At 57.5% G+C, this 24,034-nt stretch carries 23 protein-coding genes and 3 tRNA genes; 8 read left to right on the top strand and 18 right to left on the bottom strand.

The window, feature by feature from the left end; translation table 11 throughout:
- From ACZ9W6_RS07450 to rsmD, 6 genes are all read right to left on the bottom strand, one after another.
- On the bottom strand, positions 1-202 hold a 202-nt coding region (locus ACZ9W6_RS07450; RefSeq protein WP_465190462.1), incomplete at its 3' end, for a GTP-binding protein.
- Between the two features lie 33 nt (positions 203-235).
- Positions 236-310: transfer RNA gene (locus ACZ9W6_RS07445), tRNA-Thr, on the bottom strand.
- An 11-nt stretch (positions 311-321) separates the two neighbouring features.
- Positions 322-395: transfer RNA gene (locus tag ACZ9W6_RS07440), tRNA-Gly, on the bottom strand.
- 51 nt (positions 396-446) lie between these two features.
- Positions 447-531, bottom strand: a tRNA-Tyr gene (locus ACZ9W6_RS07435).
- A 130-nt stretch (positions 532-661) separates the two neighbouring features.
- Positions 662-913, bottom strand: coding sequence for a YfhL family 4Fe-4S dicluster ferredoxin (locus ACZ9W6_RS07430; protein ID WP_465190461.1), 252 nt, complete (start codon positions 911-913; stop codon positions 662-664).
- Positions 914-988: 75 nt separating this feature from the next.
- Entirely contained in the window at positions 989-1,546 is a 558-nt protein-coding gene (gene rsmD, locus ACZ9W6_RS07425) for a 16S rRNA (guanine(966)-N(2))-methyltransferase RsmD (RefSeq protein ID WP_465190460.1), read from the bottom strand.
- Positions 1,547-1,716: 170 nt separating this feature from the next.
- Between rsmD and ftsY the strand changes: the two genes are divergently transcribed.
- The 4 genes from ftsY to rpoH all read left to right on the top strand — a co-directional run bounded on the left by ftsY (position 1,717) and on the right by rpoH (position 5,461).
- Positions 1,717-2,886 (top strand): signal recognition particle-docking protein FtsY, encoded by a 1,170-nt coding sequence (gene ftsY, locus ACZ9W6_RS07420; RefSeq protein ID WP_465190459.1) that lies wholly within the window; start codon positions 1,717-1,719, stop codon positions 2,884-2,886.
- A gap of 38 nt (positions 2,887-2,924) precedes the next feature.
- Positions 2,925-3,578, top strand: a complete 654-nt coding sequence (gene ftsE / locus ACZ9W6_RS07415) for a cell division ATP-binding protein FtsE (protein ID WP_465190458.1) — start codon at positions 2,925-2,927, stop codon at positions 3,576-3,578.
- Complete coding sequence (ftsX, locus tag ACZ9W6_RS07410; RefSeq protein ID WP_465190457.1) at positions 3,575-4,483, top strand: permease-like cell division protein FtsX; 909 nt, start codon at positions 3,575-3,577, stop codon at positions 4,481-4,483. Before ftsE ends, ftsX begins: the two co-directional genes overlap by 4 nt.
- Positions 4,484-4,600: 117 nt before the next feature.
- Complete coding sequence (gene rpoH / locus ACZ9W6_RS07405; protein WP_465190456.1) at positions 4,601-5,461, top strand: RNA polymerase sigma factor RpoH; 861 nt, start codon at positions 4,601-4,603, stop codon at positions 5,459-5,461.
- A 48-nt stretch (positions 5,462-5,509) separates the two neighbouring features.
- On the opposite strand, the gene ACZ9W6_RS07400 is transcribed toward rpoH, so the two are convergent.
- The 4 genes from ACZ9W6_RS07400 to ACZ9W6_RS07385 are packed head-to-tail and all read right to left on the bottom strand — an operon-like array spanning position 5,510 to position 10,058.
- Entirely contained in the window at positions 5,510-7,243 is a 1,734-nt protein-coding gene (locus ACZ9W6_RS07400; RefSeq protein WP_465190455.1) for a PglL family O-oligosaccharyltransferase, read from the bottom strand.
- Between the two features lie 55 nt (positions 7,244-7,298).
- Positions 7,299-9,101 (bottom strand): PglL family O-oligosaccharyltransferase, encoded by a 1,803-nt coding sequence (locus tag ACZ9W6_RS07395; RefSeq protein ID WP_465190454.1) that lies wholly within the window; start codon positions 9,099-9,101, stop codon positions 7,299-7,301.
- Positions 9,102-9,161: 60 nt separating this feature from the next.
- On the bottom strand, positions 9,162-9,590 hold the full coding sequence (locus ACZ9W6_RS07390) for a pilin (RefSeq protein ID WP_465190453.1): 429 nt from the start codon (positions 9,588-9,590) through the stop codon (positions 9,162-9,164).
- A 39-nt stretch (positions 9,591-9,629) separates the two neighbouring features.
- Positions 9,630-10,058: a pilin gene (locus tag ACZ9W6_RS07385; protein WP_465190452.1), complete on the bottom strand. Its 429-nt coding sequence runs from the start codon at positions 10,056-10,058 to the stop codon at positions 9,630-9,632.
- Between the two features lie 197 nt (positions 10,059-10,255).
- Between ACZ9W6_RS07385 and bioA the strand changes: the two genes are divergently transcribed.
- From bioA to proB, 3 genes are read left to right on the top strand one after another with little or no spacing between them, the layout of a single operon-like run.
- Positions 10,256-11,608 (top strand): adenosylmethionine--8-amino-7-oxononanoate transaminase, encoded by a 1,353-nt coding sequence (gene bioA, locus ACZ9W6_RS07380; protein WP_465190451.1) that lies wholly within the window; start codon positions 10,256-10,258, stop codon positions 11,606-11,608.
- A gap of 18 nt (positions 11,609-11,626) precedes the next feature.
- A complete protein-coding gene (locus ACZ9W6_RS07375) occupies positions 11,627-13,198 on the top strand; it encodes a hypothetical protein (RefSeq protein WP_465190450.1) in 1,572 nt (523 codons plus the stop codon).
- A gap of 41 nt (positions 13,199-13,239) precedes the next feature.
- Entirely contained in the window at positions 13,240-14,358 is a 1,119-nt protein-coding gene (gene proB / locus ACZ9W6_RS07370; RefSeq protein WP_465190449.1) for a glutamate 5-kinase, read from the top strand.
- Positions 14,359-14,431: 73 nt separating this feature from the next.
- On the opposite strand, the gene ACZ9W6_RS07365 is transcribed toward proB, so the two are convergent.
- The 5 genes from ACZ9W6_RS07365 to ACZ9W6_RS07345 form a co-directional block, all read right to left on the bottom strand.
- Positions 14,432-14,827, bottom strand: coding sequence for a hypothetical protein (locus tag ACZ9W6_RS07365; protein ID WP_465190448.1), 396 nt, complete (start codon positions 14,825-14,827; stop codon positions 14,432-14,434).
- Between the two features lie 104 nt (positions 14,828-14,931).
- Positions 14,932-15,966 (bottom strand): Holliday junction branch migration DNA helicase RuvB, encoded by a 1,035-nt coding sequence (ruvB, locus tag ACZ9W6_RS07360; RefSeq protein ID WP_465190447.1) that lies wholly within the window; start codon positions 15,964-15,966, stop codon positions 14,932-14,934.
- A 185-nt stretch (positions 15,967-16,151) separates the two neighbouring features.
- Positions 16,152-16,937, bottom strand: coding sequence for an outer membrane protein OmpK (locus tag ACZ9W6_RS07355; protein WP_465190446.1), 786 nt, complete (start codon positions 16,935-16,937; stop codon positions 16,152-16,154).
- A gap of 156 nt (positions 16,938-17,093) precedes the next feature.
- On the bottom strand, positions 17,094-17,417 hold the full coding sequence (locus ACZ9W6_RS07350) for an MGMT family protein (protein WP_465190445.1): 324 nt from the start codon (positions 17,415-17,417) through the stop codon (positions 17,094-17,096).
- Complete coding sequence (locus ACZ9W6_RS07345) at positions 17,417-18,067, bottom strand: MBL fold metallo-hydrolase (protein ID WP_465190444.1); 651 nt, start codon at positions 18,065-18,067, stop codon at positions 17,417-17,419. The genes ACZ9W6_RS07350 and ACZ9W6_RS07345 overlap by 1 nt, the downstream gene beginning before the upstream one ends.
- A gap of 236 nt (positions 18,068-18,303) precedes the next feature.
- Between ACZ9W6_RS07345 and gap the strand changes: the two genes are divergently transcribed.
- On the top strand, positions 18,304-19,314 hold the full coding sequence (gene gap, locus ACZ9W6_RS07340) for a type I glyceraldehyde-3-phosphate dehydrogenase (protein WP_465190443.1): 1,011 nt from the start codon (positions 18,304-18,306) through the stop codon (positions 19,312-19,314).
- 103 nt (positions 19,315-19,417) lie between these two features.
- On the opposite strand, the gene ACZ9W6_RS07335 is transcribed toward gap, so the two are convergent.
- The 3 genes from ACZ9W6_RS07335 to ACZ9W6_RS07325 form a co-directional block, all read right to left on the bottom strand.
- Positions 19,418-19,861, bottom strand: a complete 444-nt coding sequence (locus ACZ9W6_RS07335) for an Lrp/AsnC family transcriptional regulator (protein ID WP_465190442.1) — start codon at positions 19,859-19,861, stop codon at positions 19,418-19,420.
- 301 nt (positions 19,862-20,162) lie between these two features.
- The gene (locus ACZ9W6_RS07330; RefSeq protein WP_465190441.1) at positions 20,163-21,803 is read right to left on the bottom strand and encodes a sulfatase-like hydrolase/transferase; all 1,641 of its coding nucleotides are present in this window, start codon (positions 21,801-21,803) and stop codon (positions 20,163-20,165) included.
- Between the two features lie 59 nt (positions 21,804-21,862).
- Positions 21,863-23,881: a BCCT family transporter gene (locus tag ACZ9W6_RS07325; RefSeq protein WP_465190440.1), complete on the bottom strand. Its 2,019-nt coding sequence runs from the start codon at positions 23,879-23,881 to the stop codon at positions 21,863-21,865.
- Positions 23,882-24,034: the final 153 nt, after the last annotated feature.

Below are 24,034 nucleotides of genomic sequence, written 5' to 3'. Positions count from 1 at the left end.
CGTGAGCGGTATTAATGGTAATACCACGTGCTTTTTCTTCTGGCGCGCTGTCGATCTGGGAGTAGTCCTTAGCTTCGCCACCGAACTTCTTGGACAGAATGGTGGTGATAGCTGCGGTCAGAGTGGTTTTACCATGGTCTACGTGACCGATGGTGCCAACGTTCACATGCGGTTTTGTCCGCTCAAACTTTTCCTTAGCCATGGCAATTCCTTGACAAGCGATTACTAGAAAATATGGTGCCCATGGGCAGAATTGAACTGCCGACCTCTCCCTTACCAAGGGAGTGCTCTACCCCTGAGCTACATGGGCCTACTTTATCCTGGAGCGGGTGAAGGGAATCGAACCCTCGTCGTAAGCTTGGAAGGCTTCTGCTCTACCATTGAGCTACACCCGCCTACTAACCTGGCCGATCTTCCGATTCAGCACCAAGACATTAATTTTATTCTGGTGGCGGGAGAAGGATTCGAACCTTCGAAGGCAGAGCCGTCAGATTTACAGTCTGATCCCTTTGACCGCTCGGGAATCCCGCCGCTGAAGAAGCCCGAATATTATAGACGGGCTTTCAGGTCGTCAACTTTTTTTTCAAAAAAAATCGAAATTTCTTTGAAAAAATTTACCACAGACCAAGCGCACAACAATTGACCGTGGAAAAACAACAACTTAAGCCTTGCCGGTAATTACCAGATACTTCTGATGCAACTGCTCTTGCGTTTCCGGATTCGACGGATCAAGCGGAATGCAATCAACCGGACAGACTTGCTGGCACTGCGGCTCGTCGTAATGACCTACGCACTGGGTGCAAAGATCAGGATTGATTTCGTAGATTTCCTCACCTTGCGAAATTGCATTGTTCGGGCACTCTGGCTCACAGACATCGCAATTGATGCACTCGTCGGTAATCATCAAAGACATAGTAAATTCCTCAAGTATTAACGGATGAATTCTGGCACCGGGCCAACACTGTCGCAAGCCCACGCCGTTATATGCTTATTCGGCCCCATCGGCCACAGCGAGCAACATAAAGCTCACCGCCCCGGCCCGACCTTGCCGGTGTATATCCCAGCCTTGCAGATCCAGCGCCTGATCTGCTTCAACATAAAGCAGGCCACCTGGTTTCAGGCGCGAGCGCAACTGCGCCATCAGCGGCTGCTGCAGATTTTGTGCATAGGGCGGATCCAGGAAAATCACATCAAAACACTCTGTAACATTCCGCAACCACTGGACTGCATCAGCAGCCAACAGTTCGACTTCCTGCGCCCCCAACAATTGTTTCGCTGCTTTCAACGCGGCAAACGCCTGTCGGTCCTTTTCTATCATTACGACTCGGGCTGCCTCTCTAGACGCCGCCTCAAAGCCCATTGCACCACTGCCGGCAAACAGGTCAAGACAACTCGCGCCATATAGATAGTCAGCCAGCCAGTTGAAAACCGTTTCACGCACGCGATCAGGGGTTGGCCGCAAACCGGCAACATCCGGAAATGCCAGCATGCGCCTGCGGTATTTGCCGGCGATGATCCTCACCTTGTTAGATTTTTGCTGGGCCATCTCAGCTCGCAGTAACAACAAAGCCCGAGATTCTACTGCATTTTGCCTTGCAATCTGTTTGCAATACATCAACTTGCTCGATCACGTGTCGATCTTGCTGCAGCTTTATGTGCGTATGCGCTTTTGCCGGTACAATCGCGCAAGCTCACATTTATTGTCTGTATATAAGCATGTTCAGTTTCTTCAAGAAAAAAACCCCACCACCGGCCACACCGGAAATTCAGCCAGAACTGCCAGTGCAGTCTCAAGCCGTTGTAGAGACGCCGGCACCTGCACCTGCACCTGCACCTGCACCTGCACCTGCACCTGCACCTGCACCTGCACCTGCACCTGCACCTGCACCTGCACCTGCACCTGCACCTGCACCTGCACCTGCACCTGCACCTGCACCTGCAAATTCTGCGGCACCCGCTGAAAACACACCACCAGCCAAGCTCAGCTGGACCGAACGACTTAAAGCCGGCCTCGCCAAGACCCGCGACAAGCTAGGCAAGCAGCTTGCCGGCCTGTTTGGTGGCGGCAAGATTGACGAAGATCTTTATGAGGAGCTGGAAACAGTTCTGCTGACTTCCGATATGGGCATGGACGCTACCAGTCATCTGCTGAAAGATGTGCGCGAGCGCGTCAGCCTGCGCGGCCTCAAGGATTCCAGTGAACTCAAGGGCGCGTTGAAAGACTCCTTGCAAGAGCTGATCCAGCCTCTTGAGCAGCCGTTGCGCACGGATGGTCACAAACCCTACGTCATCATGCTCGCCGGCGTGAACGGTGCCGGCAAGACTACCTCCATCGGCAAGCTGGCCAAGTACTTCCAGGCACAAGGCAAGTCGGTAATGTTGGCCGCAGGTGACACTTTCCGTGCCGCAGCTCGCGAGCAGCTGATGGCCTGGGGCGAACGTAACAACGTGACCGTTATTGCCCAGCAAAGTGGCGATGCCGCCGCCGTCTGCTATGACGCCATGCAGGCTGCAGTCGCGCGTGGCATTGATATCGTCCTGGCAGATACCGCCGGCCGCCTGCCGACTCAGCTGCATCTGATGGAAGAGATCAAGAAGGTCAAGCGCGTCATCCAGAAGGCACTGCCGGATGCACCGCACGAAGTGATTCTGGTACTGGATGCCAATATTGGTCAGAACGCACTCAATCAAGTTGTGGCCTTTGATGATGCGCTGGGCCTGACGGGCCTGATCCTGACCAAGCTTGATGGCACAGCCAAAGGCGGCGTGATTGCCGGCATTGCCAAGCAACGTCCGATTCCGCTGCGCTTTATCGGTGTCGGCGAAGGCATTAACGATCTGCGCCCGTTTGTCGCGCGCGACTTTGTCGATGCCCTGCTGGACTGATTGCGGCCAACCTTGAACCCTTGCGGAGTCCTGTTTGCATGATTCGATTCGACCAGGTAACCAAACGCTATCCCGGTGGTCACGAGGCGCTGAAGAATCTCAGCTTCTCGGTTGACGACGGTGAAATGGTTTTCCTTGCCGGCCACTCCGGTGCCGGCAAGAGTACCTTGCTGAAACTGATTTCCGGTATTGAACGCGCCACATCCGGCCAGGTTTTTGTCAACAACCAGAACCTGAGCAAGCTGCGTTCAAGCCAGCTGCCTTATGTCAGACAGCATATCGGCATTGTCTTTCAGGACCACAAAATACTGTTCGACCGCTCGGTGCTGGATAACGTCATGCTGCCGCTGGACATCATCGGCTTCGATCGCCGCGATGCCTTGCGCCGCGTGCGTGCGGCACTCGACAAGGTTGGCCTCGCCGGCAAGGAAAAAGTCATGCCGATTCGTCTGTCAGGTGGTGAGCAGCAACGTCTGTGCATCGCGCGCGCCGTCGTGCATCGTCCGAGCATCCTGCTGGCCGACGAGCCTTCAGCCAACCTTGATCGCGCCTATGCGCTGGACATCATGGAGCTGTTCAAGTCATTCCATCAGGTCGGTGTGACCGTCATGATTTCCGCTCATGACGAGACGCTGATGGAAGACTACGGTCGCCGCATCATCCGCCTGCGTGAAGGACAATTTGCCGCATGAAACATTATTTCTACCTGCACTGGCAAAGTGCCTCACGCGCGCTGCAACGCATGCTGCGCCAGCCAGTAGGCAATCTGCTCAATCTGCTGATGCTGGCCGTGGCACTGGCACTGCCCTGCTCCTTATACCTGATGGTCAACAGCTCGCAGCAATGGCTGGGTCAGCTGAATACCACACCGCAGATCACGCTGTTCATGGAGTTGTCCAGCGAGGCCGCCGATCTGGCTGCGGTCGAAAGCAGCCTGAAAAGTCATCCGAAAGTGGCAAACTTCGAGTTCATCGACAAAAGTCGCGCCTTGCAGCAGCTTGAACAGCAGAGCGGCCTGACGGCAATCAGCGAAGGCTTGGGCAATAATCCGCTGCCACACGCCTTTGTGGTGACGCCGAAGGCACTGGAGCCCGATAGCCTTGATCTGCTGCAGAAAGAACTGTCGGGCCTGCCTATGGTCGAACTCGCACAATTTGATGGCCTATGGGCGCGCAAGCTGCATGCCCTCGTCAGCCTGCTGGAACAGCTGACCTGGCTGTTGGCCGCCGTCTTTGCCGTCGCCATGGTGCTGATCAATCACAACACCATCCGCATGCAGATCTTGTCGCGACAGGAAGAAATCGCTGTCTCCAAGCTCATCGGTGCCACTGACAGCTTTATTCGCCGCCCCTTCCTGCACCACGCAGCCTGGCAAGGACTGTTCGCTGGCCTGTTGTGCTGGGCGCTCACCAGCTGGCTGACTCATGCGGCCAACCCTGCGCTGCTCGAGTTCTCGTCGCTGTACGGCATTAGCGCCAGACTGCTGCCACTGGACTTGGTCCAACTGCTGCAACTTCTCGGCATTTCCATACTACTCAGCATCTTTGGCGCACGCCTGGCTGCTGATAGTCATTTGCGACGCGTTCGCCCAAGTTAAGAGTTTTCGCCAATCACATTCATTAACAATGGCGATTGGCGAAACTTTTGGCCTTCTGGCACTCTCAATACACGAGTGCTAAGATAAAGCCGTCTTCTGTAGGAGGTCAGAGTATCCATGTCCACTATTGCCCTGCCCGTATTGTCTTCCAATGGCAGTCTGGAGCATTACATCCAGACCGTTAACAGCGTCCCGATGCTGACACCGGAAGAAGAGTTCGAGCTTGCCAGCCGTCACCAGCAACACGGTGATCTGGATGCGGCGAAGCGCTTGGTGATGTCTCACCTTCGTGTTGTGGTTTCCATCGCTCGCGGTTATTCCGGTTATGGCCTGCCACAGGCTGACCTGATCCAGGAAGGCAATATCGGGCTGATGAAGGCCGTCAAGCGCTTCGAGCCGAATCGCGGCGTGCGCCTGTTCTCTTTTGCCGTGCACTGGATCAAGGCCGAGATGCACGAGTTCATCCTGCGCAACTGGCGTCTGGTCCGCATTGCCACCACCAAGCCACAGCGCAAATTGTTCTTCAATCTGCGCAGCATGAAGAAAAGCTTTGCCGCCCTCAGCGATGCCGAAGCTCAGGAGATCGCTGCCGATCTGGGTGTCAAGCCTGAAGAAGTGCTCGAGATGGAAACGCGGATGAGCGGCCAGGATATTGCCCTGCTCGCCGATGACAATGACGAAGATGGTTACGCGCCGATTGACTGGCTGGCTGACGCGCATAACGAACCCACCGTCACACTGGAGCGTCGCGCTTTCGATCATCTGCAAAGCGATGGTCTGCTGGATGCGCTTGCCACGCTGGATCCACGCAGCCGCCGCATCATCGAGGCCCGCTGGTTGGCCGATGATGGTGGTGCTACCTTGCATGATCTGGCTGCCGAGTTTGGCGTGTCTGCCGAGCGCATTCGCCAGATCGAGGCCAAGGCACTGGGTAAAATGAAGCTGGCACTGAGTGCCGGCGCAGTCATCGACGCCTGATGCCGCTACTGCCGAAAAAAAAGACCGCCGCTGGCGGTCTTTTTTTATTCAGTTACCACTGGTTTGCCGGAAATGCTCAACCTGCAATTGCAGACTCGCCCAGGCCGGCTCGCTGGTAGCCAGAGCACGACTGAAGAATTGTGCGTAAGTCGGAAACGAGGCCAGTGCCATCTGCATGGTCAAGGCGGCTTCGCGTTGCTTGCCCTCTAGTGCCAGAAACTGCGCTTCCTTACGCAAGACATCCGGATACGGCCGCATTCGGACCATCTGCGCAATCCACTGTCGCTGCTCAGGCGGCGTTTGTGCCGATGGCCTCACCACATCATCCAGCATTGCCATTGCATGAAAGGCAAACAAAGGCTCCTTGCCGGCGATCTCCAGCAAGGCCTGCTGCTCTTCGGGCTGGCTCGGCTGATACAAGTCCTGAAGATTAACGTAACGGATACTGCCGTAGACCGACAGAAACAGCATCAATACGGCAACACCTTGCAGCAAGCGCGGGCAAGAGACCTCAACGCTCGGATTACCCGGCGCCAGCGCCAGAGCGATTGTCAGTACCGCAGGAAAATACAGATACCACAGCGGGTATTCCAGCATGCTGTGTGTCAGCGAGATCCCCAAAAGCAGCAAGGCGAGCTGATGATGAGGCTTGGCTTGCTTACCAAAGAATGGCAGCAATACCCAGAGCAAGCCCAGAGCAAACACGGCAAAGCCGATAGCCCCCATTTCAGCCAGCAAATTCAGCGGCAGGTTGTGCGAATTGGTAAACAGCCCGCTATTGACACCACTATCGGCAAAAATCGGCATCAACTGCAAACGCACACTCTCGGCGGCAAACTGCGACCAGCCAATGCCGAACAGCGGCGCGTGGACAAAACTCAACCACGCCTTATGCCACTCCGCCAGTCTTCTTGCCCCCATTCCATCAGAGTTGGCCGCAAGACGCTGGATACCGCTTGCCCCATGCGTGCCGCCGTCGGCAAACAACCACTGCCATAGCGGCTGGGCAAACTGCATGGCGAACAAGGCCAAAGCCGCCAGAGTCAGCCATAATAATGCCTGTCGTGTCGTATTTTCTCTGAATCGCCAGTGCCAGATCGCTGACACCCCCAAGATGATCACGATATAAAGCAGGGCCGTGCGCGAGCCTGCAATCGCCACAGAAAAGCCCAGCCATAACAGTAGAGCAATCGCCATCACGCGTCCGAGTCGGCCGATTGCTGCCAACCATGCCACGGCAACCATGCCCCAGCTCAGATAATGTGCGTATTGGTTACGTTGCCCGATATGGCCAAAGATATTACTGGTCGGATGCGCGCTGTCATAAAAGAGTAGCCCGCCCAAAGACTGGACCAGGCCACTCCACTGGATGATGCCGATCAGCGATTGCAACAGCGCACCGATAACCAGCCCCCAACAGAGATAGACAAGTAGTAATTCTTCGCCGATTTCCTCTCGCAGGCTGGCCAACGCGATGGCCAGCATTGCCAAAGCCAGAAAGGACAGTGCCACCGCGTAATTCATGCCCGGGAACATGATGGCCACCAGTTGCGGCTGCAGCGCCCAAACCAGCGCGAGCAGCACCAGCCAGATCGCCACTCTGGGAATCCCGAGTATTCTGGCAGGCGACAGAATCGCTCCCAGCGCAGCCAGAATCACAACGGAAATCTCGCCCCACCATTGCGGCAGGGGCAAATAGTGAAAGCGGGACAAAAACGGTAAAAACGAGATGGCCAGCAACAATCCGGCTGACAATCTCAAGCGTGAACTTCGCTCAAACATGATCAGGACCAGCTACAGAAAACGCGAGCATACCTGAATGCCCCGAGCTTGACTCTCATGGCAAGGGTCGATCCAGATAACTGCTGGCGACACTGGCCACAGCTGCCTTGTCGCCCTTCTCTTTGGACAGTTTTACAGCCGAAAATACCAGCTGTTTCAATGGCTGAATCTCGTGCTCCCGATATTGCGACAGTACCAGCAACATGGTTGGCAAACTTGCCGGATAAGCAGAGATTGCCATCGTCATCGCATCTTTCGCACCAGCCGGATCTGCGGCCAATGCTCGCAAAATCGCCAGATTGGTCAGCAGGGAGGGATATGGGCGGTATCTGACCATTTGTTCGTAATGATGCAGCTTGATGGCGACATCGCTGGCGGTAGGCACCAGATAGTTACTCAACGCAAGCTCGGCCTCGAAAACAAAGAAGGGGTTGCGCGCAACGGAGAAAATTCTGTCGACACTCTCCGCATTGACCTTAGCGTCGGGACCCGGCGCCTGGCTATCCAGAATCGTCCGGTAAGCCGGGTAGGCTGTCAGCAAATACCCTGCGGCCAAGATCACCAACAGCAACTGCCCCCACCAGCGCATGCGATAGCGTATTTCCAGCGCAATGACCTCTCTGGGACTGAGTGCCAGTACAAAAAAGAAAACAACCAGAAACGGCAGATACCACAAGGGATATTCAAACAGCGAGTGGATCAATAACACCACTGCCAGCATCAGCAGGAAAACATTCTCCGGGCTGTGATTACGTGGCAGCAGATATGGCCACAGACAATAAGCCACTGCAGCTGCGGCAAACAAGGTTGCCGGCCAACCTGTCTCTGCAAGCAGCTGGAAGAACAGATTATGACTATGGGTAAAAAGACTACTCTCAGGCACCTTGGCAAAGCCACCAAATGCTTCAAGCCATGTTGAATAATAAGCCCACTCACCAAAACCAACTCCAAACCATGGAAAGTGCTGTGCCAAGAGCCAGGCTTTTTGCCACTCGACCTGCCTACGCTCACCAAAACCTTCCCCAGCGAGCCGCGCCAAGCCGGAACCCAATGCTCTGCCAGTAAGGGCATCTGCGATGACAGGCCCTAAATACTGCATCAGCAGTGTCAGAGCTGCCCAAACGGCAAGCCGGATCGCCAGTGCGCGACTTTGCAATTTCAAAAAAAACACAACCGAAAAACAAAAGAATGCCATTGCATAGGCGATGGGCAATCGGCCACCACTCCAGGCAATGACAGTAGCAAGCACCAACATGATCGCCAGCGCCAAGGCACCGGTTAGGACTTTACGCTGCCACAGGTAAACGGCAGCCAACCCTGACCAGGTAAGAACATGAGCCAGCTGATTACGCTGCGAGATGTTGCCGATGATGTCGTGATTTACTGTAAACATCAGCCAGCCTCTGGCCAGCTCGGCCAGCTGCAGCAACTGCAGCAGAGCAATGACAGATTGCAACAAGCCACTAGCCAGGACTGCCCAGGCCAAAGCCCCGACAATCCGCTCTCTTGATAGCGTTTGCTGCAAAGACGCAAAGATACCTGCAGCAAAGATGGCCATCAGAATTGCTGCCATTTCCGACATCGGCAACAGTCCGGAATGCAGCGCGCTGTAAGGCAGAAAAACCAGCAACCACCAGCTGATTGCCAAGACAAGAAACGGAGGCAGATGCCAAGGCTCATTACGGCACAAAGAGTTACGCCCAAACAAACCGCAAGCACCGGCCAGCACTATCATCAATATCGCTGTCGCATTGCTCCCCCAATCCGGCATTGGGGCATAGCGCATCACATTCAGAAAAGGCAATACACTGATAGATACCAGTGCAGCAAGTAGTAGATGATCAGTTTTGATTTTCATGAATACACAAAACAGAAATGGGGTGCCAAGGCACCCCATTTATTAACTTAAAGCACGATATTAGCTGCGGCAGCTAGCAGGCAGCCATTTTGCCTGCAAGATAGTACCGGACGCAGCGCAAGCCCAAGTGATGGAGCCGGAAGACGCGCTCGGAGTAATTGTCAATTCAGCATTGGACGCCACCTTAGCGTTGTAAGTAACAGTAATGACACCAGAGGTACCCACAGCAACAGAAACAACCGCATTACCTTTGATATCGGTAGCCGAAGCCATACCAGCTGAGGCATTGGTGGTCGGCATAGCACCATTAGCCGAATAGTATTCAGTAACCGCTGTCTTGGCAGAGCCAGCCAGCTGCAGACCTTCAGAAACGTGCGCACGCTTGGTGTAATCCTGATAAGCAGGAATTGCAATAGCCGCCAAGATACCGATGATCGCCACAACGATCATCAGCTCGATCAGGGTAAAACCTTGTTGTACTTTCTTCATGGTGAAAATCTCCTAAGAAAACTAAAAAACAGCCTCAAATCAATCACGACAATTGCTTGGCATCAGACGATCGATGCCGGCATCACCATGACACTTCCAAACGAATGCCCCAGAAACATTTTCCAGGGGCTCAAGCCACATATGCGCACCACTGGATACTTTCTGATTTAGCTCAACCTGTATCAGTACAATGCTGCCTGATGCAACCAGATCCAGCCGGGTAATGGCTTGTCCCCAGTAATCCGTGGCTGAAGCGATCCCGGCAGAAGCATTACTGCCAGGCCAGCTTCCCATGCTTGCACGATACTCCTCGACCGAAGCACGCACGCCAGAAGCGATACTCAAAGCCTCAGTCAAATATGCTCTGCGAGTATAATCCTGATAAGCCGGAATGGCTATGGCAGCAAGAATGCCCACAATTGCTACCACAATCATCAGTTCTAAAAGCGTAAAACCTCGCTGCATCATGCTGCCCCATAATCCAGCGAAGCTGCTGGCGAAAAAACATCAGCAAAACCCGTACCAGTTTAATGCAAAGCAAGACTATGCCAACCTGGCGCAGAACCGTATTCTCCAGTCCCGAGCATTCATCACGTAACAACTGACAACGCATGACAACTTCAGTCATGATTGTGCCGAAAATTGTCAGTTACGAAAGCCCAACCATGTCCCTTAACCACGAATGGCTAGCCCGCAGCAAGCAATCCGTCTGGCACCCCTGTACCCAGATGAAACGCCATGAAACGCTGCCTATCATCCCCATCGCCAAGGGCGATGGTATCTGGCTGGAGGACTTTGATGGCAATCGCTATATCGATGCAGTCAGCTCCTGGTGGGTCAACCTGTTTGGCCACAACCAGCCCAGGATCAAGGCGGCATTGCACGATCAGCTGGAACAGCTTGAGCACGTGATTCTGGCAGGCTTTACGCACCAGCCAGTGATTGAATTATCCGAAAGGTTGGCCGCACTCAGCGGCCTTAGTCACGCCTTTTATGGTTCGGATGGCGCGAGTGCCACTGAAATTGCCCTGAAAATGAGTTTTCATTACTGGAAAAATCAGGGACAAACCGCCAAGCAACGCTTCATCTCGCTGGAAAACAGCTACCACGGGGAAACCATGGGTGCGCTGGCCGTCACCGATGTACCGATTTTCTCGTCGACCTATGCGCCGCTGTTAAAAGAAAACATCCGGGTGAGCACACCTGACTGGCGCCAGGCAGGCAGTGGTGTAAGCCCGATCGAACATGCCCATCATTGTGCCGACCAGCTGGCCACTCTGCTGGCAAATGAAGGTAGCACAATTGCCGCCATCATCCTCGAGCCATTGGTGCAGGGCGCAGCCGGCATGGCGATGTATGACCCGGTTTATCTGCAACGCGTACGCCAGCTGTGCGATCAATACGCCATTCACCTGATTGCCGACGAGATTGCAGTAGGCTTTGGCCGCACCGGCACGATGTTTGCCTACCAGCAGGCAGATATCCGCCCTGACTTTCTGTGCCTGTCCAAAGGCATTACCGGTGGTTATCTGCCTCTGTCCTGCGTCCTGAGCACTGACCAAATCTATGATGCGTTCTATCACGATGAAATCAGCCGTGGTTTTCTGCACTCGCACAGTTATACCGGTAACGCCCTGGCTTGTCGGGCAGCACTGGCCGTGCTCGACATTTTCGAGCAGGACAACATACTCGAACGCAACAAAGAGACAGCAAGCTGCTTCAGCAATATTCTGGCGCCCATCGCCGCACATGGTTCGGTACAAAACTTCCGGCACTGTGGCATGATATGGGCATTCGAGGTCGTCAGCGATCGGGCCGATTTCAGTGTTGCCAGCTTCCAGCTGGCACTACAGCAAGGCTGTCTGCTGCGCCCTATCGGCAATACGGTTTACATCATGCCGCCCTATATCATTGAACAGTCTCATATGCTGCAAATCCGGGATACCTGCCTGCTGATACTCGAACAGCTGGGTAGCACAACCGGGACTGACAGCAAGGCAGACACTGTGCTGCCCTGAGTCCAATCTGGAATCGCCATGCGAAGCCTGAACCTGCCAAAAGCCAATGACGATGCCGCCTTGGCGATGAGTGACCCGGACGAGCTGGCCAGATGGCTGGCCATGCTGCCCTTTGCCCAGCCGCAATACTGCGCCCAGTTACTGACTGAGCAAGTCGAACAGCTATTGCAATGCCAGCTTGAGCTGTCACGACGGATTCAGCTTCGAACGCACTTTCTGCAGACCATCGAGAAAATCCTGCCGGCACTACGGCAAGAGCAGCGCCATTACCTGCTGGTGCAGCCATCCCGCTCCTGGAAGTGTGCGGAAACCGCACAAAGCCTGTGGTGGTCATTGCATCGTCTCGACAAGCTGATTGTGGTCGAACGCTACGCCAGCAACTGGCTGCTGGCACGCTATCGCAGCAAGATTTCTTTGTTGACTGATGCGATGCACAGCGCACGGACGCTGGCTTTCCACAGCGCCAGCGACTATCTGCCACTGCCACAGGGCTACTGGCATGATCTTTATCAGCTATGGCAACTGGCATGCGAAGAGTCACCAGAGGAAGAGCGCGAATGCCGCTTGCAGGACGGGCCTGCCGTGCTGTTCCGCCAGATTGTCCTGCTGGGCATGACGGCCAGCAACCGCTTTGCCCAGGCCGAGCAGGAGCAGCTGCAAGCCATGATCCGCAAGTATGCGCCGCTGCTGGCCCTGCATCCGGCTGACGATAATCAGCAGGCTGCCTTCCTGTTTCATCCGGAACTCGACGCCCCGCCACGCTTTGTCAGCGGCAAGCGGCCCGCACTCGAAAGCCATAACTTCTGGTGGCATGCCGACACCAACGCCATCCTGCCCTTGCTGCACGAACGCATCGCCGTGCTGACCCGCATGCACTTTGCCCAGAAAAGTCATGACACGGCCGACGAACGTTTGCTGACCAAGAATCTGCTGCAGCAATGGAAAAGCCCGCAGACCCGACGCAGTACCCGCTATCAGAAACATGAGGAAATACAGCTGGTCAGCCAGATACAAGCCTGCTGGTTTGCGGCCAACCTTGATAACTGGCAACCGCCCTCCTGGGACAACACTGGGGACGATAGCGAAAACACATCAACAGCCCCTGCACCACCTCCGCCGCCAGCGCACTACAGCATGGTCAACCTCAGCAGCCAGGGCATGCAGCTGCGCGGCATGCACAGCCAGCACAATATCCGCTGCGGCGAACTGGTGATGCTGCGTACCGGCGAACAATCGTGGCAGCCCGGCCTGATCCGCTGGATCAACAACATCCACCACGGCACCCTGCTCGAATTCGGTGTCGAGTTCATTGCCCAGCGCGCCAATGCCGCGATGACCATTCCGGTCATTACCTTTTTGCAAGACCGGCCGCAAATGGCCTTGCTGCTGCCAGCCATCGATGTGCTGGATCAGCCCAGCCTGTTGCTGCTGCCCGGGCGGCAATTCGAAGACCTGAAAGAGTTCCGGGTATTCAGCAGCAAAGGCGAACAGCGCCTGCGTCTGACCCGTCTGTTCCAGCAAAGCAGCTTTTATCAGCTGTGCGAATTTCGCTACGAGAGCCAGCCTGCCGCACCGCACCATCCGCAATAGTTCGGTTACACTGCCTGTTTTGCCATTCTCGGGAAATCAGCATGCAATCGGTCATTCATAGTGCGACTCGCGTCGTCATCAAGGTCGGCTCCAGCCTCGTCACCAATGATGGCAAAGGCCTGGATATGGCCGCACTGGCACGCTGGGCCAGCGAGATTGCCGATCTGAAACGCCGTGGCAAGGAAGTAGTGCTGGTTTCCAGCGGTGCGATTGCCGAAGGCTGTCAGCGCCTGGGCTGGGCCAAACGCCCGAAGGCAGTACACGAGCTGCAAGCCGCCGCCGCGGTAGGCCAGATGGGGCTGTGCCAGGCTTACGAAAGCGCCTTCCGCGAACATGGCCTGAAAACCGCCCAAGTCTTGCTGACCCACGAAGACCTGTCCGACCGCCTGCGTTACCTCAATGCCCGCACCACGCTGTCTACCCTGCTGGCGCTGAATGTCGTGCCCATCATCAATGAAAACGACACGGTAGTGACCGACGAAATCCGCTTCGGCGATAACGACACGCTGGGCGCACTGGTAACCAATCTGATCGAAGCCGATGCGCTGGTGATCCTCACCGACCAGAAAGGCCTGTATACCGCCGACCCGCGCAAAAAGCCGGATGCCGAATTCGTGCACGAAGCGCGTGCCGGCACGCCCGAGCTGGAACAAATGGCCGGTGGTGCCGGCTCCAGCGTCGGTACTGGCGGCATGTACACCAAGATCATCGCCGCCAAGCGCGCCGCACGCAGCGGTGCCGATACGGTCATCGCCTGCGGTCGCGAAGCCGATGTGCTGTCGCGTCTGGCCGATGGCGAAGCCATCGGCACCCAGCTGATTGCCGCCACCAGCCGCCTGGCCGCCCGCAAACAGTGGCTGGCCGATCATCTGCAGCTATCCGGCAAGCTGGTGCTGGATGATGGCGCGGCACTGGCCGTACGTGAAAAAGGCACCAGCCTGTTGCCTATCGGCGTGCTGGCGGTGGAAGGTTCTTTCCTGCGCGGCGATGCCGTAGTGTGCTGCGACCAGCAAGGTGCAGAAGTCGCGCGCGGCCTCGTCAACTACAGCTCGGAAGAGGCTCGCCTCATCATGCGCAAGGCCACCCGCGATATCGAGGGCGTACTCGGCTATCTGGTCGAGCCCGAGCTGATTCACCGCGACAATATGGTCACCCTGTAAACAAGGTTGGCCGCAATGAAAAAAGCCCGGAATCTCCGGGCTTTTTTCATTGCGGCCAACCTTTGCTCAGGGATCAGGACTGATCCGGCTTGTCGTGGCGCGACTCGATGGCACGCACGATCACATAAGCCACCATGGTGCACAGGAAAAACAGCAGCATTACCCAGGCGATCTGCGACAGCGTATCAATGGCCGTGCGGTAAATCTGCACCGTCCAGCGCACACCGGTCATCTCTACCGCATTCTCGCGGCCATTCGGGATGAACTTTTCCAGATCCCAGATGCGCACACCGCCGGACACGCCGACCACCACAATGGCGAAGCTCATATACTTGCGCCAGGCCTCACCCAGCTCGGGGCCGACAATGCGTGCCAGAATGGTCTTCATCGCCCCATCAAAGAAGCGCACCACCAGCACCGAAGTCACCAGTGCCACCCCCAGCGTTACTGCCAACATGGCATAGAACATTACCTATCCTCACAATTTGCCGACTTGTTCCAGCCGCGCATTGTACGTCGAAGTCAGCGCTTTGCCTCAGCTTCACACCTGCCGGCCGTGGCAAGCCCGCCACATCAATCCTTCTGTGGCAAACCAAAATGCTGGTAAGCCAGCGCCGTCGCCATGCGGCCGCGTGGCGTGCGCTGCAGATAACCCTGCTGGATCAGATACGGCTCGATCACGTCTTCGATGGTATCGGTCGACTCGCCAATCGCCGCCGCCACATTGTCCAGCCCGACCGGGCCGCCACCGAATTTTTCCAGCACTGCCGACAACAGCTTGCGGTCCATCACGTCGAGGCCAGCCGGATCGACATCCAGCATCTGCAAGGCGGCATCGGCGATATCCGCCGTCACCACGCCATCAGCTCTGACCTCGGCATAGTCGCGCACCCGGCGCAGCAGGCGGTTGGCAATCCGCGGCGTGCCGCGGCTACGCCGGGCGACTTCGAAGGCACCGTTGCCGGACAGCTGTACATTCAGCAGACCCGCCGAGCGGCTGACAATCTTGGTCAACTCTTCGGCGTTGTAAAACTCCAGTCGCGCCACGATGCCGAAACGGTCACGCAGCGGATTGGTCAGCATGCCGGCACGGGTGGTGGCACCAACCAGGGTAAACGGTGGCAGATCGATCTTCACCGAGCGCGCCGCCGGGCCTTCGCCGATCATGATGTCGATCTGGTAGTCCTCCAGCGCTGGGTAAAGGATTTCCTCAACCACCGGGCTCAGGCGATGAATCTCGTCGATAAACAACACATCGTGCGGCTCGAGATTGGTCAGCATCGCCGCCAGATCGCCCGCGCGCTCCAGCACCGGGCCGGACGTCTGGCGCAGATTGACGCCGAGTTCGCGCGCCACGATGTGCGCAAGCGTGGTCTTGCCAAGGCCGGGCGGGCCGAACAGCAACACATGATCGAGCGCTTCGCCGCGACGTTTGGCGGCCTCGATGAAGATTTCCAGTTGCTCGCGGGCTTTTTTCTGGCCGACATACTCGTCCAGCAGCTTGGGACGCAGCGCGCGCTCCAACGCTTCTTCCTGCTCCGAGGCTTTTTGCGGGGTGACAAGGCGGCGCTCGGGGGCTCCACCGATCAGTTTGTCGGTTTCAATCATGGCAGGCGTCCAGCATGGCAAACCGCCCGATTCTACCACCGCCCCTGCCGGCAGGCGTTTTTCTGCCGGCTGTAATCTTGCGGGTTCACTACTTTGCGCTGGGACAAACCGCTGTTGTCAGGTGACTACAGCTTTTGCAGGCATGAAAAAAGCCGGGCAAGCCCGGCTTTTTAGACTGTCACGACTTAGAAGTTGTACTTCACGGTGGTGATCAGGGCATTCTGCCAGCTGGCAGAGCCCAGCTTCTGGTCAGCGTAACGGTAGGTCAGGCCACCGGTCACGTTCTTGGTGGCATTCCACCACAGCGATACGGCGCCGTTGTGGGCAACCTTGTTACCGGTTACCACGTTGCCGTTCTGCGCCATGGTCAGGAACTTGTCTTCGCGATCGAATTCGATCTCGTGCCACTGGGTAACCATCATGTTCTGGCCAGCAACATTGAAGCTGTAGCCCAGTACCCAACCGGCCATCATGCCGTTGCGGTCAGCACCGATGCCCTTTTTCAGTTCCTGGTGTGCGCCGATGAAAGGCTTCACCCACAGATTGCCCTTGCTCAGGCTGGTACCCAGACCAACAACACGGTTCTGGTCGAAGAAGCCGCCATCACGGAAATCGTACACGTGAGCGTAAGCCTGAACCGGCAGGCCGGCTACAGTAGCCACGTTGGCGCGAGCCACGATCTTGGAAGCGTAGCGACGGTTCTGGCCGCCAACTTCGTTATCGGATTGGGTCGGGTTTTCGATGTCCACGAAACCATACAGCTCGCCCCAGTTACCGCCCATGCCGCCTTCAGCTTCCAGGTAGCCAAAGTCCTGCTTCTGGCCGAATGGGCCGCTGCCGGTACGTGCTTCGGTACCGTCAGACCAGTCCAGCCAGTTGGCGCTGATGTTGCTGAAAGAGTAGTCGGCGTGAGCCAGCGATGCACAGCCGGCCATTACTACGGCTGCCAGCACTTTGCGAGTCATCTTCATGGATTATTCCCTTGTTGTATCAATTCTGCCGATGTCCTGAACGGCAGGGGCGCGGATACTAGCAAGGTGAGGGCGTGACGCGAAGGCATGTGGCCGATTCATGCAAGATGCTGTCGCTTTATCGCGTTTTAATTACATTTAGCTGAAATTTGATAATTATTTCCGCATAAAGCTATGCACTGGCCATCCAAACTGACGCAAATCGATACTGCCATTGGCACGAAAGGCTATGCCTTCCGACTGCAGCAGCGCACGCTGCAAGTCGGCTTCGGGTGTGCCGGGGCGCGCCAGGCGGCCGCTGCCGGCCACCACGCGGTACCACGGCAACTCGTCTTCTTCATGTGCGGCCAACAGTTTGCCGACATGGCGCGCATGACGCGGATAACCGGCCAGCGCCGCCAGCACGCCATAGCTGCTGACCTGACCCGGCGGAATCTGACGGATACAGGCCAGCACGGCGAGTCGGAAGGCGGCGTCCATCAACCGTAGCGCCGGTCAGCCACAAAGGGATTGTGGCGGCGCTCGGCACCGATGGTGGTAAACGGGCCATGACCGGGGACGACCTTCATGTCCTCCGGCAGCGCGAAAAGCTTGCTGCGAATCGCGTCTATCAGTTGTTCGTGATTGCCCATCGGGAAATCCGTGCGGCCGATCGAACCCTGAAACAGCACATCGCCAACAATACAAAGGTTGGCCGCACGGCTGACAAACACCACGTGGCCGGGGGTGTGGCCCGGGCAGTGCAGGACATCCAGCACCTCTTCACCGACTGTCACCTGATCGCCCTCTTCCAGCCAGCGCTCCGGCGTCAGCGGCTCGGCACGCGGAAAGCCGAACATGGTGCCTTGGCTTGGCAATTGATCCAGCCAGAACGCCTCGGCCTTTTGCGGGCCTTCGATGGCCACGCTCAGCTGGTCGGCCAGCACCCGCGCTGCGCCGGCGTGGTCGATATGGCCGTGGGTCAGCAGCAGCTTTTCTACCGTCAGCCCTTTGGCCTCGACGGCTGCCACGATGCGGCCAACGTCGCCACCGGCATCGACCACCGCGGCCTTGCGGCTGACATCACACCAGATCAGCGAACAGTTCTGCTGGAAAGGTGTTACCGGAATCACTTGAAGTTGCAAGGCCATGTGAAAAGTCCTGACAAGGTTTATCAATAAGGAATGGCAACATTGTGTCATGCGCTCAGGCCGCGGCCAACCTTGCGCAAACGGGACCTTGTTGGTAGTCCGTCGCCTACAAAAAAGTAATCTATTGAGTACAAGGCCGGATAGCGCAAGGATAGATGCCATACATCACGCCAGCGCTGGCACAGCATGCCAAGCGCACTGGCGAAAACAGACTGTCATACTCGAGGTACAACATCATGGCACTGAAACTGGCTATCAACGGTTATGGTCGCATCGGCCGCATGGTTCTGCGCGCCTGGCAGGAAAACTTTGCCGACAAGGATATCGAGATCGTTGCGATCAACGATCTGGGCAAACCGGAACTGCACGCTCACCTGACCAAGTACGATTCCATTCATGGCCCGTTCCCGGGTACCGTCGCGCTCGAAGGCGACAAGCTGGTCATCAACGGCAAGCCTATCCAGCTCTTGTCCGTGCGCAACCCGGCCGAGCTGCCATGGGGCGAGATGGGCGTAGACATCGTGCTGGAATGTACCGGCATCTTCACCAAGCGCGACAAGGCGGCCCTGCATCTGCAAGCCGGCGCCAAGAAGGTACTGATTTCCGCGCCGGCCGATGATGCCGACGCCACCATCGTGTACGGCGTGAACCACGACATCCTGCGCAGCGATATGCAGGTTGTCTCCAACGCCAGCTGCACCACCAACTGTCTGGCCCCGCTGGTCAAGCCGCTGAGCGACGCCATCGGCGTAGCCCACGGCCTGATGACTACCGTGCATTCCTACACCAATGATCAGGTGCTGCTGGATACCGAACACAGCGATCTGCGCCGCGCGCGTTCTGCCGCGCTGTCGATGATCCCGACCAAGACCGGTGCGGCTGCAGCCGTCGGTCTGGTACTGCCGGAACTCAAGGGCAAGCTGGATGGCTTCGCGGTGCGCGTACCGACCGCCAATGTGTCGCTGGTTGACCTGACCTTTACCGCCAGCCGCGATACCACCGTAGCCGAAGTGAACGAGATCGTGACCGCTGCGGCCAATGGTGCACTCAAAGGCGTGCTGGAAGTGAATACCCTGCCGCTGGTTTCCATCGACTTCATGCACAACCCGGCATCCAGCGTGTTTGATGCCACCCTGACCCGCGTGATCGAAGGCCGTCAGGTGAAAGTGCTGTCGTGGTACGACAACGAGTGGGGTTTCTCCAACCGCATGCTGGACACTGCCCAAGCCTGGGTAGCGGCCAAATAAGTTTTGCCGGTGCCCGTGTGGAGCGGGCACCAACGTTCTTTGGTTTCTGTTGCTTCTTCGTGCACGGCACAACTGGCCTGCCCCTCACCGGGCAGGCATTTTTTTATTCTTCGTCGCGCGGCATCGGCATTCTGGGCGGGATAGGCGTGTCGATGATGATGGAAGTCTTGGTGTCGCCATACTGCATCAGGCGGGCGATCAGCTCTTGCAGACTGCCCATATTCGCCACCGCAACCTTGATCATCAGCCCGCTGGTGCCGGTAATCGAATGACACTCGATGATCTCGGGCATCTCGCGCAGGGTATCCAGCACGCTGTAGTACTCGAGGTTTTTCACGGTCAGCTCGATCAGGCACAGAATGGGCAAGCCCAGCTTTTCCGGGTTGATGATGGCGCGATATGCAGATAACACACCGGATCGTTCCAGCTTCTCCACTCTTTCCGCAACAGCAGGCGCAGAAAGACTCACGCGCCGCGCCAGCTCGGCATAGCTCAGACGGGCGTTTTCCTGCAGTGCAACAACGATTTTGCGGTCAAATTTGTCCATACCTTCGATTCAAAAGCAGAAGCTGGAAAAATACATTGTATACAAACTACGAAGCGAGAAAATCCTTCGATTACCCATTATCCCTCCCACAGCCTCCACGTACAATTCGCCCCGTGTTGGTGGCAAGGGTCCGCGCCCGAACCCCGACTTTCTGGATCTGTTAAGGATGTCTGCCAGGCAGACGTCTCTGAACTGTTCTGGTGATCTCTTTGTCCCTGGTCTTAGTGTTTGGGGCCCGAATGGCCGCAAACCGACCCTTAGTCGCCTGCTCCTCGCTGGAGCAGGCTATTTTTTTGCCTGTTCAGCGCAGTTGCAGCCAGTCGCTAAGCAGCAGCGGCTGGCCATAATGCAGACGTCCGCCCTTTTCCGCCAGCGGCATCAGCCCGTTATCCTGAAACAGCAGCTTCCCCAGCAGATAGTGTTGTCCCGCCCGCCATTGCGGATTCTCCACCCGCACGCCCAGTCTTGCGGCCAACCAGTGCGCCGCCTCGTAATGGCTGATATGACTTTGCGCCGCCAGCGTCTGCAACGCGCCTTCCGGGGCCTCGCGCGCCAGTAACAGCATAGGCACATCGGCAACCTCCGGCCGCAAATCATTGTGACCCCAACGCTGTTCTTCGCCGAGCAACTGGCCGTGATCGCCGGTAATCAGCAGATAACGCTCGCCCTGCAACGCCTCGAAACGCTCGACAATCTCGCCCAACACATCATCGGCGTACAGCAAGGCATTATCGTAGGCATTGCCCTTGCGCTCGGCGTAAGGCAGCGATTTGCCGGTCGGCCAGCGCGCAAACTGCGGATGCTGCTGATAGTTCTGTTCGTACGGACTGTGGGCGCTGCGCAGGTTCAGCATCACGAAGGAAGACTTGCGGCCAACCTTGTGCTCATCCAGCAAGGCCGGCAGGGTGTGGTCATGCTGGCGCGCAAACCGCAGCGGATGGTCTTCGCGGCTGATGGCGGTGTCGATGTACTGGCTGCCGACATAAGCCAGCAATTTGGATTCCTGCGCCGACAGCCAGTAAGTGCCAAAGCCCTGCTGCCGCGCCAGCCGGAACAGGCTGTAAGGCTGCTGGCGCAACAGTTGATGCTGGCCCGGCTGGCTCACCAGATTGACGAAGCTCGGCAAGGACACCGCCGTCGCCACCCCAGCCGCAATGCCGGGCCGCGCCAGCAAACCCGGCACCGCGGCCAACCTTGGCGTGGTAGGCCGCGCATAGCCCAGCACACCCAGCCGGCTGCCGCGCAGCGAATCCACCATCACCACCCAGACATGACGCGCGCTGGCCGGCTGGTAATGCAGGCGATACGCCGCCACCGGCGGCAAGGCCAGGGGCTTGTGCTCGCGCCCGGCCAGCCGCACCACGTAAAAGGCAAAACTGTTGAGGCTGTTATGCAGGCTGCTGCGCGTCGGCCCCGGCTGGAAGGCATCCAGATCGCGATAGGTGGCGCGCCACGGCTTGGCCAGCAGGATGGCCAGCACCAGCAGCGCGCCCAGCCATTGCCAGCGCCGCGGCAGATGCAGCCGGTAGCGCCAGTGCAGCCAGCACAGTGCGCCATAAGGCAGGCCGACTGCCAGCAGCACATGCCAGTGGTCGGCCAGATGATGACTGCCGGTTTGCCAGACTTCGCCAGGCTGGGCAAACAGGCTGACCAGCTCGTCGGCCGATACCGGCTGGCCGCTGAAAGACAGATTGCCCAGCTGCACCAGCTGCATCAGCGCCAGCAAGCCGAACAGCGGCAACACCAGCCACGGCTGGCCAAGCAGAACGAGGCCGAGCGAGAAAATCAGCAGCACGACGACATAGCGCAGTTCCAGCTCGGCAAGGTTGGCCGCAACGAATTGCTGCTGGATCACATCGTCCAGCAGCAGCAGTCCGGCGCTGGCCAGCACCATCAGAAGAATGCGCCAGCTGCGCTTGCCAAATCCTGCCTGCCACGCCATGAGTCTGTCCCGCACAAAAGGCAGTCAGACTCTGGCGGCTACAACTGGTTCGTCACTACTTATGGTGCAGTGCGGTAATGAGACGGTGCCTGTGCCAGCAAACGGGTGCGTTCATCCTGCATCAGATGCAGATAGCGCTCGTACTGACGCAGTACGTCGGCAATCACCTCGTGCGTCTGCAGATACTCGATGTTGTAACCCTCGCGGCCATCGGCAAAGAAGGTCTGCGGCACATGGCTGCTATCCGGCGTCTCGCCCGCCAGCGTGCGCTGGTTCAGCACATAAGACGGAATCGCCCTTTGCACACAACGCACGCCGTACACGAAGTCGCGCAGGTCCGGCTGACGGATACGCAGCGTTGCCACCTCCGGCGTCAGCGCCACCTCGGCGTGCACGCCCTGGCTTTCCATCTCGCTGGCAACTTGCTTCATGGCGCTGGCCACCGTCTGCTGGATGAAGCGGCCAACCTCGGCCTCGTCCGGCTGATCAAGCAGCGCACGCAAACGCTGTTTCCAGTGCTGGCCGCTCCAGAAGGCGGTGCCCGGTGCCAGTTCCTGCTCGCTATGCAGTGCATCGGCACGAAAACCGCGCCACAGCCCCAGACACAGCACCACCATTACCGCAGCAAACGGCAAGGCACTGAGCAAGGTCATCGCCTGCAAGGCCTTGAGGCCGCCTGCGGCCAACAATACGCCGGCAGTCAGGCCGAGCAGGGCCGTCCAGAACAGGCGCTGCCACAGCGGTGCGCGCTCGTTGCCACGGCTGGCAATCGCATTGACCACAAACGCCCCCGAATCAGCCGAGGTAATGAAGAACACGGCCACCAGCACCACGGCCAAGCCCGACAGGATTTCGCTACCCGGCAGGTAATCGAAGAAGCGGAACAACAAGGCATCAACGTTGGCCGCCGCCAGCGACAGCTGACCGGCCGCCTGCTGGCCATCCAGCCAGATCGCGGTATTGCCGAATACCGTCATCCACAACAGGTTGAACAGCGTCGGCACCAGCAAGACGCCGACAATGAATTCGCGCACGGTACGGCCACGCGAAATGCGGGCAATGAACATGCCGACAAACGGCGACCACGAAATCCACCACGCCCAATACAGCAGCGTCCAGCCGCCGAACCAGCCCTGCATGTCCTTTTCGCTATAGCTGAAGGTGCGGAATGTCAGCTCCACCACATTGGCCAGATAGTGGCCGGTATTCTCGCTGAATACATTCAGCAGATAGCGCGTCGGGCCGGCAAACAGCACAAACAGCATCAAGCCGACCGCCAGCAGCAGGTTCAGCTCGCTCAGGCGGCGCACGCCCTTGTCGAGGCCGGAAGCCACCGAGATCGCAGCCAAGGCCATCACCACCGCGATCAACCCGAGCTGGAAGCTCAGCGTGGCGGTATCCCAGCCGGTCAGCTCGCCAAGGCCGGCGCTGATCTGCAGCACGCCATAGCCCAGCGTGGTGGCAATGCCGAATACCGTACCGACCAGGGCAAAAGTATCCACCGCATGACCGATCGGGCCATTGATGCGCTTGCCCAGCAAGGGATACAGGCCGGAGCGGATAGTCAGCGGCAGGCGATAACGGAAACCGAAATAGGCCAGCGCCAACCCGACTACCGCATAAATCGCCCAGGCATGCAGGCCCCAGTGGTGGAAGGTCACCAGCATCGCCTCGCGCGCCGCCTCCTTGCCACCGGCCGCCACGCCTGGCGGTGCCAGATAGTGCATCATCGGCTCGCCGACACCGAAGTACATCAGGCCAATGCCCATGCCGGCCGCAAACAACATTGCCAGCCAGCTGGTAAAGGAAAACTCGGGTTTGGCATCATCCGGCCCGAGGCGGATATTGCCGAAACGGCTGGCCGCAACACCCAGCAAAAACAGCAGGAAAATGGCGACCGACAAAACATAGAACCAGCCGAAGCGCGAAATCACCCACTGCTGGGCATCCGCAAAAAAGTGCTCGGCACCGGCCGGCTGCAAGACCGCCCACAGCAGCAAAGAGAAAATCAGGACAAGCGCGGGCGCACTGACGGCCGCAACCAGGGTTGTTTGACGTGGAGACACAGCAGTATCCATGCAATCCTTCCTTGTTCAAGAGAAGTTGGCAGGACATTGCATGTCACAAGCGGCGTACACTGTGAGGATTAGGATGAGCGCGACAACAATTCGTAGAAGGTTTGCGAATCAGAGGCTTGCGACAGGCAACGAAGGACTGTCAGTCTAACACAA

This window comes from Vogesella lacus, from assembly GCF_979366295.1.
Note: the sequence above shows the minus strand (reverse complement) of the source record. Positions and strands in the feature narration are given on the sequence as shown.

What these genes read in the sequence shown, in the direction of transcription:
- ACZ9W6_RS07395 (WP_465190454.1), bottom strand. Translation starts at nt 9,101, where the DNA reads ATGAAAATCAAAACTGATCATCTACTACTTGCTGCACTGGTATCTATC.
- ACZ9W6_RS07375 (WP_465190450.1), top strand. Translation starts at nt 11,627, where the DNA reads ATGCGAAGCCTGAACCTGCCAAAAGCCAATGACGATGCCGCCTTGGCG.
- ftsE (WP_465190458.1), top strand. Translation starts at nt 2,925, where the DNA reads ATGATTCGATTCGACCAGGTAACCAAACGCTATCCCGGTGGTCACGAG.
- ACZ9W6_RS07345 (WP_465190444.1), bottom strand. Translation starts at nt 18,067, where the DNA reads ATGGCCTTGCAACTTCAAGTGATTCCGGTAACACCTTTCCAGCAGAAC.
- ACZ9W6_RS07330 (WP_465190441.1), bottom strand. Translation starts at nt 21,803, where the DNA reads ATGGCGTGGCAGGCAGGATTTGGCAAGCGCAGCTGGCGCATTCTTCTG.
- rpoH (WP_465190456.1), top strand. Translation starts at nt 4,601, where the DNA reads ATGTCCACTATTGCCCTGCCCGTATTGTCTTCCAATGGCAGTCTGGAG.
- gap (WP_465190443.1), top strand. Translation starts at nt 18,304, where the DNA reads ATGGCACTGAAACTGGCTATCAACGGTTATGGTCGCATCGGCCGCATG.
- ruvB (WP_465190447.1), bottom strand. Translation starts at nt 15,966, where the DNA reads ATGATTGAAACCGACAAACTGATCGGTGGAGCCCCCGAGCGCCGCCTT.
- rsmD (WP_465190460.1), bottom strand. Translation starts at nt 1,546, where the DNA reads ATGGCCCAGCAAAAATCTAACAAGGTGAGGATCATCGCCGGCAAATAC.
- ftsX (WP_465190457.1), top strand. Translation starts at nt 3,575, where the DNA reads ATGAAACATTATTTCTACCTGCACTGGCAAAGTGCCTCACGCGCGCTG.
- proB (WP_465190449.1), top strand. Translation starts at nt 13,240, where the DNA reads ATGCAATCGGTCATTCATAGTGCGACTCGCGTCGTCATCAAGGTCGGC.
- ACZ9W6_RS07335 (WP_465190442.1), bottom strand. Translation starts at nt 19,861, where the DNA reads ATGGACAAATTTGACCGCAAAATCGTTGTTGCACTGCAGGAAAACGCC.
- ACZ9W6_RS07355 (WP_465190446.1), bottom strand. Translation starts at nt 16,937, where the DNA reads ATGAAGATGACTCGCAAAGTGCTGGCAGCCGTAGTAATGGCCGGCTGT.
- ACZ9W6_RS07430 (WP_465190461.1), bottom strand. Translation starts at nt 913, where the DNA reads ATGTCTTTGATGATTACCGACGAGTGCATCAATTGCGATGTCTGTGAG.
- ACZ9W6_RS07325 (WP_465190440.1), bottom strand. Translation starts at nt 23,881, where the DNA reads ATGGATACTGCTGTGTCTCCACGTCAAACAACCCTGGTTGCGGCCGTC.
- ACZ9W6_RS07400 (WP_465190455.1), bottom strand. Translation starts at nt 7,243, where the DNA reads ATGTTTGAGCGAAGTTCACGCTTGAGATTGTCAGCCGGATTGTTGCTG.
- ACZ9W6_RS07385 (WP_465190452.1), bottom strand. Translation starts at nt 10,058, where the DNA reads ATGATGCAGCGAGGTTTTACGCTTTTAGAACTGATGATTGTGGTAGCA.
- ftsY (WP_465190459.1), top strand. Translation starts at nt 1,717, where the DNA reads ATGTTCAGTTTCTTCAAGAAAAAAACCCCACCACCGGCCACACCGGAA.
- ACZ9W6_RS07350 (WP_465190445.1), bottom strand. Translation starts at nt 17,417, where the DNA reads ATGGACGCCGCCTTCCGACTCGCCGTGCTGGCCTGTATCCGTCAGATT.
- ACZ9W6_RS07390 (WP_465190453.1), bottom strand. Translation starts at nt 9,590, where the DNA reads ATGAAGAAAGTACAACAAGGTTTTACCCTGATCGAGCTGATGATCGTT.
- bioA (WP_465190451.1), top strand. Translation starts at nt 10,256, where the DNA reads ATGTCCCTTAACCACGAATGGCTAGCCCGCAGCAAGCAATCCGTCTGG.
- ACZ9W6_RS07365 (WP_465190448.1), bottom strand. Translation starts at nt 14,827, where the DNA reads ATGTTCTATGCCATGTTGGCAGTAACGCTGGGGGTGGCACTGGTGACT.